This is a genomic window from Paenibacillus sp. RRE4 (assembly GCF_031844205.1).
Lineage (GTDB): Bacteria > Bacillota > Bacilli > Paenibacillales > Paenibacillaceae > Paenibacillus > Paenibacillus xylanexedens_B.
In genome coordinates this window covers 1,165,066-1,180,869 of record NZ_JAUZUT010000001.1, presented here as the reverse complement: position 1 = coordinate 1,180,869, position 15,804 = coordinate 1,165,066, and the positions used below count along the sequence as shown (strand labels likewise).

The window sequence follows — 15,804 nt, the reverse complement described above, 5'->3', positions numbered from 1 at the left end:
ACGGAGTCTCTCATCATGAAATTAAGTCATACGGCCCGGCCAGATCAGAACTGGCTCCGGGCACTAATGTTCACCATCTTTGGTTCTACCGCACTCGTAGTATCCTATTTCCAGCTTTACTTCAGCCATCTTGGCTTTAGCCCCGCCGAGATTGGTTACTTGTACGGTATTGGCCCGCTCATCTCGGTATTCTCTAATATGTTTTGGAGCATGGCTAGCGACAAATACAAAACAGTACGAAAAGTCATGATTCTGTTGCTAGGCGGCCAGCTAATCACTGGAATCCTGCTTGCCAATGCATCAAGCTTTGGCGAAGTGTTTGTCCTTGTAACTCTATTTTACTTTTTCTATTATCCGGTCTACCCACTGTCGGATACGATGGCAATTACAACGGCGAATAAATATGGTCGAAATTTCACGTCTATTCGAGTGTTCGGCTCCATCGGATATGCTTTTTTTGCCCTTAGCATCGGTTATGTCCTCGGCTCTTTTGGTTCCGAATGGACGATGTGGATCTGCATTAGCCTTGCAGCTGTAACCTTACTGATCAGCTTCCAGTTACGGGACCAGCCTGCTGGTAGCAGTAGCAAAATGGATTTATCCGGATTGTGGGCTATCCTGAAACGCCGAGATGTTCTTGCTTTTTTCGGCTGTGTGTTTCTGCTGGCTATGGGTCATCGGATGAACGAAGCCTTTCTGACGATCACACTCAAAGATTTGGGTGCCAGTGAAGGATTAATCGGCTGGTCTCTGCTCATCTCCTCTGTGAGTGAGATTCCGATATTTTTGCTACTAAGCAAATACGGGAACAAATATAAGGAACTCCCACTTCTCACCTTAGCGGCCTTGATGTATACCATTCGATTATTATTCATGTCTGTCTCGCATACACCAGCAGCCGTTGTTTTTATTCAAACGATGCATAGCGTTACATTCGGTATCTTTTATGTCACTGCGGTTCGTTATATAACCCGACTCGTTCCCGATCATTTTCGAGCAACGGGCATGGCTTTATTTACGATTGTGTGGTCTAGCGCTTCTGGACTTTTAAGTGGAACCTTGGGTGGCTTGTTATTAGAGCTTACAGGACGTCAGACGTTCTATCTTACCGCAATGTCCTTTGCACTAGCTTCATTGATTGGTTTCGGCTTTCAATTGTTACGCACAACAACGCATCGTTCCACATGAGCGCTGAAAACCAAAAAAAGCACAGTCTCCAAATGGGGACTGTGCTTGTGTTTGTGATGTTCAGCTATAATCGATCATTTATAAGAAGTCCGTGAATGACGGAAAAATCTTACAATTTAGTTACGTTAGCTGCTTGAGGACCACGGTTTCCATCAGTGATTTCGAATTCTACCGCTTGACCTTCTTCCAATGTTTTAAAGCCGTCGCCTTGGATTGCGGAGAAATGTACGAATACGTCCTCGCCGCCTTCAACTGAAATAAAGCCATAGCCTTTTTCTGCGTTAAACCATTTAACTGTACCTTTCAAATGAACAACCTCCTAAAAATATCGCCATCTATGGCGAATATCCTTATTATACTGTATGGGCTTCCATTTTGCAATTTATCTTTTCCATAATTGATGAAAAAATTTGCTTTGCATCGTAGTGTACGGTATCATTTTACCAAAACCGTTAGTTTGGAGACTACCTATGATAAAAAAACATGAAATATACAAAACAGACAAGTGGAATATGATGACTGTAGAAGTACAAGGCAAGTATCTCGTTTTACGGGAAATATCAGAAGAATGGGGCGAAGAATGCCACACATTCCTTAGCCGTCCTGCATTAATGCATTGGGCCGAGCGTCGTTTCCCGAAAGAGGATTTCGAAAATCGTGAAGAGGAATGGCGTGCGCTAATGGCTGCCTTCAAGGGAGTTTAATCGATGCAGCTTGATTCAGGCAATGTCGTTATCTTCATTATCCTTGCCTTCGCGCTCGGGTTCGCACTGATCCTGGGACGTAATTCCGTTCCGGATCGTCTAAGAAGAGGAATGGCGCTAATCGCTACATTGCTCGTATGTTTTGCCTTTTTCCTCATCGTATATTACCTCGTTAACATGGGAGCCTGATACAGAATTCTGAACGTGTTTACACGCGATTCAAGGCGCTCAAATATTTCGGCTGTGCCTAGGTCATACTATACGAAGTTATTAGGAACGAGTGATTCGTATGGTAAGGAGGAAGGCCGTTGAAATATCAGAAATCGTTATCTGTTCTTCTGGCTCTTAGTCTTATTCCTTCGTCTCCTGCTGCACTTGCACAGGAGACGAAGGCGGCTATGCCCGTATTTTCAGCACATAATCAAAGGAGGATTCCCATGAGTAAACTATTGAAACGTTCCGAGGTGCCAGCCGAGCATACATGGAAACTGGAAGATTTATTTGCCGATCAGAAGGCTTGGGATCAGGAGTACGAAGAAGTATCTTCTATGATGAAAAAAGCCTCCGAATTTCAAGGTAAATTGAATCAGCCTGACGTGCTTAAAGCCAGCTTCGAATTCGAAGACGAAATCGGACTCAAGCTTGAACGGCTTTTCGTATATGCTCGCATGCATCAAGATGAAGACACAGCTAATCCTACATATCAAAGCCTGTCCCAAAAAGCCCAGAAACTCGGAGTACGGGTAGGCGAAGCTCTTTCCTTTGTTACACCCGAGATTCTTTCTTTGCCGGATTCAGAGCTTGACGTCCTTATTAAGAATGAGAAGCTCTCCGCATATACCTTTACCTTGGAAGAGATGAAACGGGAAAAGGCCCACGTGTTAAGCCAGGCGGAAGAAGCACTACTTGCACAGGTCGGCAATCTGTCTCAAGCACCGCAGACCATCTTTAGCATGCTGAACAATGCAGATCTTAAGTTTCCACGTATTCAAGATGAGAACGGAAAAGAAGTCGAACTGACACATGGTAGCTACATTCAGTTTCTGGAGAATCCTAACCGTGAAGTTCGGGAACGTGCTTTCAAAGCAGTATATGAAACCTATGCCAAACAGAAAAATACGATTGCCGCAGCGCTGAATGCCAACGTAACCAAAAATATGTTTTATGCCAACGTGCGGAAGTATCCTTCAGTCATGGAAATGAACCTGTATGGTGACAACATCCCAACGGAGGTGTATAACAACCTGGTAGACACGATTCATGAAAGTCTTCCACTCTTACACCGTTATATGGATCTCCGTAAAAAACTGCTTGGCGTGGATCAACTGCATATGTATGATCTGTTCGCCCCGCTTGTAGATGAGTACAAAATGGACATCACCTATGAAGAAGCTAAAAAGACGGTAAAGGAAGGTCTGGCGCCGCTCGGTAAGGAGTATGCAGAAGCTCTTCAAGCTGGTTATGATAACCGCTGGATTGATGTATACGAAAATGAGAACAAACGCTCAGGTGCGTATGCTTGGGGTGCTTATGGCACTCACCCGTATGTACTGCTCAACCATAAGGACAATCTGAACAGCATGTTCACATTGGCACACGAGATGGGTCATGCGCTGCATTCCCATTATTCGGATACAGCCCTGTCGTATCGTGATGCACAGTATACGATTTTCCTTGCAGAAGTAGCTTCAACGACAAACGAGGCACTGCTCATGGACTACATGTTGAATAAATCAACAGATCCGAAGGAAAAACTGTATTTACTTACGTATTATGCAGATCAGTTCCGGACTACAGTATTCCGTCAAACCATGTTTGCAGAGTTCGAGAAAATTATTCATGAACGCGCTGAACAAGGCGAAGCTCTTACACCACAGTTACTGTCAGAAATTTATTACAATCTCAATGTACAGTACCATGGCAAAAATATGGTCGTTGACAAAGATATCGAGATGGAATGGGCACGTATCCCCCACTTCTATAACAGCTTCTATGTATATAAATACGCTACAGGCTTCTCGGCAGCGACCAGCTTCTCGAAGCAAATTCTGGAAGAGGGCCAACCTGCAGTCGATCGTTATCTCGGATTCCTGAAGAGCGGTGGAAGTGATTACTCCATCAATATTTTGAAAAAAGCGGGTGTCGATATGTCAACACCGCAGCCGATCCGCGAAGCGATGAGTGTATTCAAAGAATTAATCGAGCAGATGGAACAGTTAACCAAATAAGGTTGCGATTCCCTGTAATCTGTATCCCTTGCCCCGGGCGGGCAAGGGATTTTATAATCAAGCGAGATACAGTACTCTCGAAAAAGGGTAATGCATTCTAGTTCGCATTTGGTTCACAACAAGGAGGCAACATCATGAAAATGCAATGGGCACTTATCGCAGGTCTTGTTTTTGCGCTGCTGACAGGAATTTTCGCAGTCATCAATGTAGATTCTGTTCAGGTTAATCTGCTGTTCAATACGGTTCGGGTTCCATTGATTTTGCTGATTTTAGGCTGTACTTTAATTGGCGGTATCATTGTAGGTTCTTACGGGATTTACCGTCAATATCGACTGCAACGGGAGAATAAACGCCTGCACCTGCGCGTAGCTGAGTTGGAAGCTTCTGTAGCCAGCGCTACTACACCCGTTTCGTACGATAACATGGATTCCACCCGCTCAACTGAACCTGAACACGACCACCAGTTGCACAACGATTCAATCCAGACTCAGCAAAAAGGCAACAATACAGGTACGTTGTAGAGATCAATCAGAAACAGCCTGCTGGTAGATCGGAATGGACATACATTCCCCCAGACAGGCTGTATTCTATTTGACCTGTACCTGCAAGACAAAGGAGGAAAATATGGATGAGTTTTACTATTGATGAATCTTACGTTCTGTCTTTTTTGAAAAAATTGCTGGATACACCCAGTCCAAGCGGATACACCCACCACATTATCGAGATGATTCGCAAGGAAGCGAGTTCCCTGAACATCTCCTGTGAACTGAACAACAAAGGTGGAGCTATGCTCACACTGCCCGGTGAAGATCCTTCCAGAACCATTGCTTTAAGTGCGCATGTAGACACGCTCGGTGCCATGGTGCGGTCCATCACCTCTTACGGCACGTTAAAACTGACCTCTGTTGGCGGTTTTACGATGCATAGCATCGAGAACGAGTATTGCTCCATTCACACTAGAGACGGCAAGGTATATACGGGAACGATTCTTTCTCTGCATCCATCCGTGCACGTCTACCCTGATGCTCGTACGTTTGAACGCTCGGAAAATCATATGGAAGTCCGGATTGATGAAGTGGTATCGTCCAAAGAGGATGTATTAAAGCTTGGTATTGGTGTAGGTGACTTTATCTCTTTTGATGCCCGGGCTGTCATTACACCAAGCGGTTACATCAAATCTCGCCATCTCGACGATAAAGCCAGTGTAGCGGCCCTGTTTGGTATTCTTGAATCCGCTCATCGTGAAGGCTGGAAGCCTGTACATAACGTTTCTCTGCTCATCTCAAACTATGAAGAAGTTGGACACGGAGCGGCATATATTCCGGCAGAGATCAGCGAAATGATTGCTGTGGATATGGGTGCCATGGGTGATGATCTTAGTTGTAAAGAAACGGATGTATCCATCTGTGCAAAAGACTCTTCCGGTCCTTATGACTACGATATGACAAGTCGTCTAATTGAACTAGCCAAACAGGATGGCATGGACTACGTAGTAGACATTTATCCTCAATACGGCTCTGATGGCAGTGCTGCCTTGCGCGGAGGAAACAATATTCGCGCTGCCCTGATTGGCCCAGGCGTTCACGCTTCTCATTCTATGGAGCGCACACACAAAAGCGCGGTAATCAATACAGCCAAGCTACTTGCTGCATACATCTCTACGAAGTAAGGAATGACGGTAGATTAGGTTACTTCTTGATTCACAATTACTTTGTTTATTGCTTTGATTCAGTTCATTCAGTTAATTTGAGCTTTTCTCAATATTAAAAAGGACACATTCTTTCACCGCATGAACGGCGTGGAAGTTGTGTCCTTTATTATTTGAACCAAGTAGGCACAATAGGTACATCTCATGATCAGGCCTGTTCCACGTACTCTCGATACCTGCGTTCCTGAACCTGAAGCCGGGCTTCGTGATCCTTAATCTCTCCATGTAAAACCTGTATTGTCTGTCGTACCATGCTAAGTCCATGTTTCACCTGTTTCTCTGCACTACGAATTTTATCCTGAATCATCCAATCCACAAAGAAGTTATCAAAGAAATAGTCCGCAAAGGACAGCAGACCGCCCAAATTCAAATCGGCGTTTACCGCCATCTCTACATCTTCTAATTCCTTCTGAAAACGACGCAGACGCTTACCCGCATCCATAATAGCCACTTGTGCATCATCCATACGACTGCGCTTGATATGTGTGGAGATTGCACCTCCACCCATCATGTCATATATCCCCCAATTTCCTGCTGATTCTAAAGCTTTCTCTGCACGTTCAAGTGCATATACCAAGTAATCCCCTTCTCTGAGAGCTTCGTTAAGCTCCTGAAGTTCGCTCGCCAGATGTTCCTGATCTTCGGCCAATTGTTGCAGTTCTTCATCCTGCTTAAGCAGGCTTTGTTCTTTTTTCCCCCATAAAACTAGGTAGTCACTCTCCCAGAACTTATACTGCGATTGTCTTTGAAGCTCTTGCTCAACTTGAATCCGTTGCTCTTGTACATCCTGTAACATTCGGCAAGCTGTATCATAAGCTGACTTGCTCTCCAGCAGCTCAAGCTCTTCTTTCTCCAAACGTTCCGTCTTCTTGCCGATCAGATCATAGAAAAATGAGGCCAAGCTCATGCCGTTCAGCCGATCCACGTCCTTCTGTTCCTTCTGAAGAGCTACGGTGCAATGTTCCACTTTCGCTCCCCACTGCTTCTCCTCCTCTTGGAGCTTATGAAGTCTTTTCGTCCATTTTCCGTAGATTCTTCCTTTTTCCTTAAGCATGGCGAGTTGTTCATTGATTTCATTATTGATCAATTTCAAGCTCTCCCCCTTCTATGGAATTCATTACTAATAAAACGTATAAACAAGGGTAACGTTTCATCTTTTATGTTCAATGTCTGGATTCATCTATGTTTTTAAAGCAAAAATGCCTCCTCCAAAGCGGCACTAAGCCGCCTGATGAAGAAAGGCATTGATATGGTATAGTATGGTTTGTTTGCTTACGTCAACCAAATTAAGACTTGTTTTGCTCAATCTGCTCTGCTAGCTCGTTAAGTACAGTCCAGCGCTCCATCAATTCGTCCAAGTGACGCTCTGCCTCAGCCTGTTCTGCCATTAACTCTTGCAGACGCGCTGAATCGCTAAAGGCAGCTTCCATCTCCTTGTTAATCCGGGCGAGGTTTGCTTCAGCCTTTTCGATATTTTCGTCGATTTGATCGTATTCGCGCTGTTCCTTGAAGCTAAATTTCAATTTAGGTTTTGCCTGCGTTGTAACTGGAGTCGAAGCTTCAACGCTATTCTCAGTGACCTGTTTCTTGGCTGCACTCGCACCGCTCTCTTGATTCGCAGCGGCATTTTTGAGCATCCATTCCGCATATTCACTATAATCACCTACGTGCACACGTACAGCGCCGTTCCCCTCAAACGCCAGCACTTTGTCCACTGTGCGATCAAGGAAGTAACGATCATGGGATACAACGAACACAACGCCCGGAAAATCATCCAGATAATCTTCAAGCACGGCAAGTGTCTGAATATCCAAGTCATTGGTCGGCTCATCCAGTAGCAGTACATTCGGAGCAGCCATCAAAATGCGAAGCAGATACAAACGACGTTTCTCTCCGCCCGACAACCTGGCAATCGGTGTCCATTGGGAGGTTGGGTTGAATAAAAAGCGTTCAAGCATCTGTGAAGCGGTGATCAATGAACCATCTGCTGTTTTTATATTTTCAGCCACTTCCTTGATGTATTCGATCACGCGCAACGTTTCATCCATCTCCTGATGTTCTTGAGTAAAATAACCCAGATTCACGGTTGGCCCCAGAACAACTTCTCCAGCGTCCGGTTGCAATCGACCTGAAATCATCTGTAGTAAAGTAGACTTACCACTACCATTCGGACCTACAATGCCTACGCGGTCGCCTGGAACAGCAATATAGCTGAGATCGTTGATCAGCTTGCGGTTATCAACCGATTTGGAGAGATGTTCAATCTCCAGTATCTTTTTCCCCAGACGCGTAGAACCCACAGACACTTCCAGAGAGCCCGAGCGTTGGACACCCTGCTGATCTTTCAGTTGTTCGAAGCGATCAATTCTCGCTTTTTGTTTTGTAGTCCGTGCTTTAGCTCCGCGGCGAATCCACGCAAGTTCGGTTCGTAACAGATTCTTGCGCTTTTGTTCTGAGGCTGACTCCCGTTCTTCCCGTTCAGCCTTCAGCTCCAGAAACCGCGTATAATTCGCCTCATATCGGAACAAACGCCCGTGATCAAGCTCCAGCATGACATTGGCCACTCGATCCAGGAAATAGCGATCATGCGTGATCATAAGTAATGCGCCACGGCGTTTCTGCAAATACTGCTCCAGCCATACAACAGAATCATTATCGATATGGTTCGTAGGCTCATCAAGAATGAGCAATTCACAAGGATGGATTAACGCGGAAGCAAGCGCAACCCTTTTTCGTTGTCCACCTGACAATGTCCCCATAAGTGCATCGAACTGCTGTATACCCAGCTTGGATAAAATACTCTTTGCTTCACTCTCCATCTGCCAAAGCTGAAGTTGCTCCATTTGTTGGTTCAGGCGCATCAGACGTTCATTCAAAGCCGTATCTAATGGATTTAATTCCAGTAGTTCCATCGTTTCCGTGTACTCACGCACGGTTCTCATCTCGGCACTGTCACCTTCAAACACTTGTTGCAATACGGTGTTGTTCGAATTAAAGTCCGGATTCTGCGCCAGAAACTGCACGCGTACGTCATTGCCGATGGAAATCTGTCCCTCATCCGCATGCTCCATACCTGCAATCACGCGCAAAAACGTCGATTTACCGGTCCCGTTTACACCAACAACACCGATTTTATCCTGATCCGCCATACCGAATGAAGCATCCTTAAACAGGATTTTCTCGCCATAACTTTTTGCAATCTGCTCTACCGTCATTATATTCATTGCACGTTACCCACACTTCTCTATAATTTGAAATGCTCTATTCTCTATCAGCTATCCTCAACTACACGATCTTGCATACCAGCTTATACTCGCAGAAAGGAACGGCATCCGTCCAAAAACAGCGCCGCTGCAAAAGCAATTCGTTTGTTAAGATCTTGTTCATTAAACGCTGGATTCAGCATAATATCCATCTTCAGTCGATCCAGAATGCCGATATACGCTTCTGCCAGCAGCACAGGCTCAGGTACACCCGCACTTTCCAGAACCCTGCATACCATGCTCATATACTCGTTCATAAAAGCTTTCATAAACTTCATCAAATCCGGATCATTATTCGGTGCCATGAAAAATAACTTCGTATGATTGCGCCGTTCATAATAATACGTCAGATGTGTCTTGGCGATCGCGCCAAGCTTGTCACCCGTGTTCTCGTGCGCTTGCAATGCATACTCCAGACGACTGATAAAACTGTTACAATCCCGCTTGGATACAGCGACAAACAGTTGTTCCTTGCTTTTAAAATATAAATAAATCGTGCCTTTGGCAATGCCAGCTTCATCGGCAATATCGGACATTTTAGTCTCATAGAATCCTTTTGATCCAAATATGCCGTAGGCCGCATCCAAAATCGCCTCCGATTTGTCTCCCTGCACAGTGCTCATTTGCACTCCCTCCCTACAACGCCAAAATATTCCCCAAACCGATCGCCACACAGCCTCCGATCACCGAGCTCAGCACATTGACCAGATCGTTGCTCATCCACGTCCAGCCCCGTGCACGAACGGTCCGGTTGCCACAGTGTTCACTGACCTCAACTTCACGACCGCATTCGGTGCAGCGATACATCAACTGGACGGTTGCTCCCAGATAGGAATCGGCGAATGCTCCAGCGAGTCCACCTGCAAGACCAACACACATCCAGCTCAAAAATCCCAGCGTCTCAAAGTCTGCGACCCAAGAAAAGATAAATGCGCCTGCTCCAATCAAAGCTCCGCCTATCGCCGCCGCTGTTGTTCCAAGTAACGACACACCACCGGAAGCACCCGGGGTCAGCACCTTCCAATTCACGACAGAACGCGGTGGCTTACGGCTCAGGCTACCGAGTTCGGTAGCCCAGGTATCGGATGTAACGGTTGCCATTACACCAATGAAAGCATAGATCCAGACCGGGTGTGGAAATATCCAGTATCCCAAACATAAAAGCATGCCAATCCCGCCGTTGGCAAACACTTGCCCTGCATCCCGATTGCCTGTCTTGGCATACGATTTCTCCAGCTCCTGTTTGCGTTCCTTACGATACTTGGACAACAGGGTTGAAGTTATAAAAAACAACAACAGTGTGCCAAACCAAAACAGATTGCCTGCCCCGTAATAGATCGTTCCCATCAACACAGCTGCCAAGCAACCGGACAGGGTTAGCGACTTCTTCGCGTAGGCTGCACCCGCCACAATAAAAGCGCATACCGCGCCGATAATCCAGTCCATAATCTCTCCTGCATGTGGCAGCATCTATGGTCCACATGACGTTTATGTTATTTTTGAAATTCAATTATACCACGGTTTGAGCCCAATGCCGAAACTCCCGTTGCAGGCATGACAAAAACCTGATCCGGCAGCTTAGAAAGCTGCGAACCAGGTCTGCTGGACGAAATATAATGATCATAACTGCCCTTTTGCAACTAAACATCGCGTCGTTCGCTCCGTTCAATGTTAGCCTCGCTTGGTTCCGCCGATGACGCCATAACGATACAAAACACGACGACCAAACCAATTGAACAAACGATCGGTGAGAAAACCCATAAATCCCAAGGAGATTAGTCCAACAAAAATCCAGTCCGTTCGAAAAAACAGCCGTGAATTCCAGATCAGATAACCCACGCCTTCATTCGAGGCTATCATCTCTGCGCCGATAATAGCCATATAGGAAGTCCCCATCGCCAATCGAACACCTGTGAAAATGTACGGGGTCGTAGCAGGGACAACAACATGCAATAAAATCTGCCACTCATTCGCACCCATGCTCCGGGCTGAACGGATCTTATCCTCTTCAATGGACAAGACGCCCGTCAGTGTATTCAGTACAACGATGAAGAATGTCGCATACATGATCAGTGCAATCTTGGACTGTTCCCCGATGCCGAACCAGACCAGGAATAATGTAATGAAAGCAATCGGCGGTATAAATCGAATAAAATTAAGAAAGGGTTCGGCAAACAGACGAATGATGTGAACCTTGCCGATGAGAAGTCCTACCGGAATGGCAATGACACTTCCCAGTACCCATCCGGCAAGTACACGTGAGAAGCTGATCCCGATATAATGCATGAGCGTGCCATCAGCAATTAATTCGCGAGCCCCCTGCACAGTATCCCATGGACCAGGTATCACGTCCGGCCCATAGAGCAATGCACCAAGCTGCCATATCAGAATGACTGTAACCCATAGCAGTGGTACAGACACCCATTTTTTCTCCAACCATTTCATGATCCGGATCACCTCGGTTATTCTTCAAAATGACTTTGAATCTGATCGTATAGGGAATTAAATTCAGCCGAAGCAATATTTCTCGGATAAGACTGAACGTTATGATAAATATCCGTTATATTCGACGAAGGCCCCACCGACATGATTCCGATCCGTTCACCAAGCAATAACGCCTCCTGAATGTCATGGGTAACAAATATAACCGTCTTATTCGTTTCCCTCCAGATATTCACCAGTTCCTTCTGCATGACTCTTCGAGTCATGGCATCCAGCGCACCGAAAGGTTCATCCATGAGAAGAATCGCCGAATCGTTAGCCAGCACTCGTGCCAGTTGGACCCGCTGCTTCATACCTCCAGACAGTTCCTTCGGATACTTCCCTTCATGTCCTCCCAAACCCACGAGCTGAATGTAACGGTCCGAAATCGTACGGCGTTCAGACTTGGGCACCTTGGACATTCGAAGCCCGAATTCAACGTTTTCCCTTACGGTAAGCCATGGAAAAAGCGAGGAATCCGCCTGTTGGAACACCATTGCACGATCCTTTCCAGGTCTGTCGATCTCTTTGTTATTCACTTTAAGCTGTCCGCCCGACTTGGAGATAAAACCCGCGATCATGTTAAGTAACGTTGATTTTCCGCAGCCGCTGGGACCGAGCAGAACAAAAAATTCGCCCCCCCTGATCACCAGATCAACATCCTTGATAATGTAATGCACTTCTCCATTTGCGGGAGCGTTGTAGGTTTTTCGAAGCTGTTCAATATGAATCGTGTGACGATCTGCGGGTAAGGACATAGAGACACCTCCAGTACGTTTTAGGTTATTCGGTATATGTTACTTTATCCGGCAATGCCTCTTTCAGAGGTTCAAGGTTTAACTTGCCTTTGAGATCAAAATCCTGCTCAATGATTCCGTTATCCACCATGTATTGCTTCTGTCCCGCCAAACTTTCATACGCTTCCCGGGTAAATCCAACGACCCACGGATTGATCGGAAGATCCTTCAAGGTTGCTTCCTTGGGTTGTTTTGTCTCCTTATACATCAGATCCGCTACCTCATCAGGATGAGCCTGGGCATATGTTGAAGCTTCATCGAGGGCTACAAGAAAACCCTTTATCGTGTCCGGATTAGCCTTGATGAACTCATTACTTGCGACCAGCCCCATGCCAAGCCTCACTGGAGTCTGGGACATATCTGTCAGCTGATGCACGCCTTCAAGCTTATCGAACTTGTCGGTTAATGCAGAACCGATAACCCATGCGGCATCCAGTTCTCCTTGCTTCAATGCGATATAGGACTCATCGAACGCCCCTTGCCCAATCTGCTTCACATCCCCAAGCGTAAGCCCCTGAGCCTTCAAATACTCATCCCACAAATACGGAATAAATGTGCCTCGAATAAAGCTTACACTCTTGCCCTTCAGGTCTGCACCCGTCCGGATCTCATCCCTGGCATACAGCTTCCATGCCGCTGCTGCTTCATTCGTTGTCTGACCCGCAGAAGCGATGATCGAATAATCCCCTTTGGCCAAAGCGTTCAACACCGGGAAGTCAGCACCGTAGGCAATATCCACCTGCTTGATAAACAGTGCATTCACGCCTTCTGCCGGAGAACCAAACGTGACGCTCTCTGCATCAATGCCTTGGCTTTCAAAGAACCCTTTGGCAACGGCTACCCTGAACGTCGGGTTTGTGCTCGTATCCGCTATGCGGATCTTTACCTTGGTGGCACCACTTGCGGAGCTGCCTTTCACTTCGGACTTTGCTCCGTTTGAAGAACATCCGGAGATTATAATTGTTAAGGAGAGGAGCAGCATGAATGCTCCCTTTAAAATGGTTGTTTTTTTCACAACATACACCCCGTTCAATCCATTTATTATCGGCTACCGTCAACTGCCTTGTTTTGCCTCATCCGATGTTGCCACGCAAGCCGCACCCTCAACAAACGGCAGTGTTGTCTCTACATTAACTACCGAATCAGAGCCTTTGGCTGCTGCCCCCGGCACTCTGTAGACCGATACATCAATGGCTTCGATCGCCACCTCTTCCGGCTTCTCCAGTTGAGGAACCCATTGATATGGAACCCGATACGAACGGTAAACCATATTGGTATTACGCCCGTCTTTGTATGGAGAAATATACTCCCACACCAGCTCGTGCTCTGCTGTAACTTCAAACAATCGGCCATTGGAGCCTTCGGTGATCAACGTATTACCGTTAGGCAAGCGCTGGGCCGAGCTAATATACGGGCTGTAAAATTTATACGAATCGGTTGGAACGGAAAAGCCTGCTTCGGCAGAGGTATACTGCCACACAATCTCCAGTGTCAACGGGTCAATCTCAAGCACGCGCGAATGATCACGAACCGCATGTTTCAAGCCATATGGAGAAGCCGGATTCGGAAGACCATAACCTGCCCATCCTCCATTATCAAACACGAGAAGATTGCCCTCGCCCGGCAGTCCTTGAGGAATGATATGCGCATGATGCTGTCCGATAATGGTGCCGATATGCTTCGCTTCAGGAGAGGAATAATCCGGCCCGAGTTTCCAAACAATTTTGCCGCTCTGTCTGTCCGTAATGGCAATAATATTGGCTTCTCTGGCATCCCATATGATGTTATCCGGGTTAAAGCGCTCGTCTCCCGCTTCATAAAAGCGGTTGGGGCCAACATAGGAAGCTGAGTTAATATGCAGCCAATCACCTACACCCCCACCAAGGTGACCAAATGAACGCGTATTCGGGTCACGGTACAATACATTGCGTGCTGCCTCGTCAAAGCCCAGTTCTTCAAAATGCTCGTTCGGAAGCCATTCCCACAACACATTGCCTTCCCAATCCACTTCAATAATGGCATCATCAAGCAAAGGTTTATCCGAGATTTGCGGATTGCTTACGTTTTTGTGCGCCAGGATCAGTGTCTTGCCACCCTGTGTTTTCGGAGCCAGACCAGGAGCATAATACCCAACGGGGTTGCCCTCACGCTGATAATCATGGTGCTGGCGGGCGTACCACAATGGCTCGTATCCCGGATCTTCAATATGTTCATAGCTATTGTATTTCCACACGATGTTGCCATCCCAGTCCACCTGAACCAGGTCCACATTATCCTGAATACCGAATTTCGGGTCTCTTCTGCCCGTGCTTCCCAGCACATAACCTCCGGGGAAAATCTTGGCCGGAAATCCGAGCAGTCCTTTCCAGAGGTGAACTTCCTTACCGTTCATATCAATTAATACAACGCCTTCTTCTCCTGCCTGATACACGGTGTAGCCACCCCAGGCTTTTTCCGGATTATACAGCGTTGCTCCCGTTGGATAAATTGTTGAGTGTCCCATCGTTCTCATCTCTCCCTTGGATTGTCAAATTCATTCACGATCGTTCAAGCATTAATAACTGCGATACAAGCATTTAATAACTGAGATAATTGTTCTTTCCGGAATTCCCCTTTCGCTTCTGTTCAAGGTCGTTGTCCACGGACGGCTCTCTCTTATCTCTCATATTGCTCTCGGCAAGCTCCAACAGTGTATCTGAGAACCCCTCCAGATTCGCAATCACCCGCTCATAAAATTGGCTTTGCTGCTCCAGTTCCGCAGTGGTAAATCCCTCAAACAGAAGCGTGATACATCGGGCACCGATATTGCTATTGCGGGCATACATCTCCCTACCTTTGGCGGTTATATCAAGCAGGACGGTACGGCGATCGTCTTCCTTGCGTCTGCGGATCGTTAATCCCTTTTTCTCAAGCTTGTCAGTCAGTGCAGTAATGGCGCCGGAAGTGAAGTCCAATTGATCAGCCAGGTCCCCGAGTCGCTGTTCTCCTTCACGAATGATTTTGTGCAAAATAAGCATGCCCGGCAGACTAATGCCTTCCACCGTTATCCGATCCCGCTCCTTGACGAATCGTCTGACCATTTTGCGAAAGAGCCAATCCGTTTTCTCCAATGCATCCCAATCTGCCTCGTTCATTCCATATCCTCCTATTCAACCGAAACGTTAGCAAGTACGCAAAAAGGCTCCCGAAGACATTCCATTTGGAGTAGTCCCGGGAGCCTTTGGTGGTCCAATCAGCTCGCATCCGTATTCAAATTTATTTCACTGTTCATTTAATTAGCGTTAAAATAATTGAGTTCATCATATAGCCCACTAACCCAACCTGTCAAGTGAGATTTAATTTTTTTTTATTCTTTTCTCGCCTGTCAGCATTTATTTATGCCATTTTAAGTTTCACTTCAGCTTCGCCGGTTAAACTAATCTCAGATGAAACAAC

Annotated in this window: 16 protein-coding genes; 6 read left to right on the top strand and 10 right to left on the bottom strand. The window is 46.4% G+C overall.

Annotation, left to right across the window (positions count from 1 at the left end):
• Positions 1–15: 15 nt before the first annotated feature.
• Positions 16–1,188, top strand: coding sequence for an MFS transporter (locus Q9R46_RS05455; protein ID WP_311279229.1), 1,173 nt, complete (start codon positions 16–18; stop codon positions 1,186–1,188).
• Positions 1,189–1,297: 109 nt separating this feature from the next.
• Here the strand turns inward: Q9R46_RS05455 and Q9R46_RS05450 are convergent, their stop codons facing one another.
• Positions 1,298–1,495 (bottom strand): cold shock domain-containing protein, encoded by a 198-nt coding sequence (locus tag Q9R46_RS05450; protein WP_056700251.1) that lies wholly within the window; start codon positions 1,493–1,495, stop codon positions 1,298–1,300.
• Between the two features lie 163 nt (positions 1,496–1,658).
• Between Q9R46_RS05450 and Q9R46_RS05445 the strand changes: the two genes are divergently transcribed.
• The 5 genes from Q9R46_RS05445 to Q9R46_RS05425 all read left to right on the top strand — a co-directional run bounded on the left by Q9R46_RS05445 (position 1,659) and on the right by Q9R46_RS05425 (position 5,789).
• Positions 1,659–1,892, top strand: a complete 234-nt coding sequence (locus tag Q9R46_RS05445; RefSeq protein ID WP_090924721.1) for a hypothetical protein — start codon at positions 1,659–1,661, stop codon at positions 1,890–1,892.
• A gap of 3 nt (positions 1,893–1,895) precedes the next feature.
• Entirely contained in the window at positions 1,896–2,081 is a 186-nt protein-coding gene (locus tag Q9R46_RS05440) for a hypothetical protein (RefSeq protein ID WP_090924720.1), read from the top strand.
• Between the two features lie 248 nt (positions 2,082–2,329).
• On the top strand, positions 2,330–4,120 hold the full coding sequence (gene pepF, locus Q9R46_RS05435; protein ID WP_311280953.1) for an oligoendopeptidase F: 1,791 nt from the start codon (positions 2,330–2,332) through the stop codon (positions 4,118–4,120).
• A gap of 134 nt (positions 4,121–4,254) precedes the next feature.
• Positions 4,255–4,641, top strand: a complete 387-nt coding sequence (locus Q9R46_RS05430) for a LapA family protein (protein ID WP_154984008.1) — start codon at positions 4,255–4,257, stop codon at positions 4,639–4,641.
• A 107-nt stretch (positions 4,642–4,748) separates the two neighbouring features.
• Positions 4,749–5,789, top strand: coding sequence for a M42 family metallopeptidase (locus tag Q9R46_RS05425; protein WP_311279228.1), 1,041 nt, complete (start codon positions 4,749–4,751; stop codon positions 5,787–5,789).
• A gap of 187 nt (positions 5,790–5,976) precedes the next feature.
• Here the strand turns inward: Q9R46_RS05425 and Q9R46_RS05420 are convergent, their stop codons facing one another.
• The 9 genes from Q9R46_RS05420 to Q9R46_RS05380 all read right to left on the bottom strand — a co-directional run bounded on the left by Q9R46_RS05420 (position 5,977) and on the right by Q9R46_RS05380 (position 15,503).
• Entirely contained in the window at positions 5,977–6,921 is a 945-nt protein-coding gene (locus tag Q9R46_RS05420; protein ID WP_311279227.1) for a hypothetical protein, read from the bottom strand.
• Positions 6,922–7,114: 193 nt separating this feature from the next.
• The gene (locus Q9R46_RS05415; protein WP_311279226.1) at positions 7,115–9,052 is read right to left on the bottom strand and encodes an ABC-F family ATP-binding cassette domain-containing protein; all 1,938 of its coding nucleotides are present in this window, start codon (positions 9,050–9,052) and stop codon (positions 7,115–7,117) included.
• Positions 9,053–9,135: 83 nt separating this feature from the next.
• Positions 9,136–9,714 (bottom strand): TetR/AcrR family transcriptional regulator, encoded by a 579-nt coding sequence (locus Q9R46_RS05410; RefSeq protein WP_311279225.1) that lies wholly within the window; start codon positions 9,712–9,714, stop codon positions 9,136–9,138.
• A 13-nt stretch (positions 9,715–9,727) separates the two neighbouring features.
• Positions 9,728–10,537, bottom strand: a complete 810-nt coding sequence (locus Q9R46_RS05405) for a DUF92 domain-containing protein (protein WP_311280952.1) — start codon at positions 10,535–10,537, stop codon at positions 9,728–9,730.
• A 225-nt stretch (positions 10,538–10,762) separates the two neighbouring features.
• Positions 10,763–11,536, bottom strand: coding sequence for an ABC transporter permease (locus Q9R46_RS05400; protein WP_311279224.1), 774 nt, complete (start codon positions 11,534–11,536; stop codon positions 10,763–10,765).
• 17 nt (positions 11,537–11,553) lie between these two features.
• On the bottom strand, positions 11,554–12,330 hold the full coding sequence (locus Q9R46_RS05395) for an ABC transporter ATP-binding protein (RefSeq protein WP_311279223.1): 777 nt from the start codon (positions 12,328–12,330) through the stop codon (positions 11,554–11,556).
• Positions 12,331–12,355: 25 nt separating this feature from the next.
• Positions 12,356–13,351 (bottom strand): ABC transporter substrate-binding protein, encoded by a 996-nt coding sequence (locus Q9R46_RS05390; RefSeq protein ID WP_311280951.1) that lies wholly within the window; start codon positions 13,349–13,351, stop codon positions 12,356–12,358.
• A gap of 72 nt (positions 13,352–13,423) precedes the next feature.
• Entirely contained in the window at positions 13,424–14,872 is a 1,449-nt protein-coding gene (locus tag Q9R46_RS05385) for an aryl-sulfate sulfotransferase (protein WP_311279222.1), read from the bottom strand.
• A gap of 73 nt (positions 14,873–14,945) precedes the next feature.
• The gene (locus Q9R46_RS05380; RefSeq protein WP_289374233.1) at positions 14,946–15,503 is read right to left on the bottom strand and encodes a MarR family winged helix-turn-helix transcriptional regulator; all 558 of its coding nucleotides are present in this window, start codon (positions 15,501–15,503) and stop codon (positions 14,946–14,948) included.
• Positions 15,504–15,804: the final 301 nt, after the last annotated feature.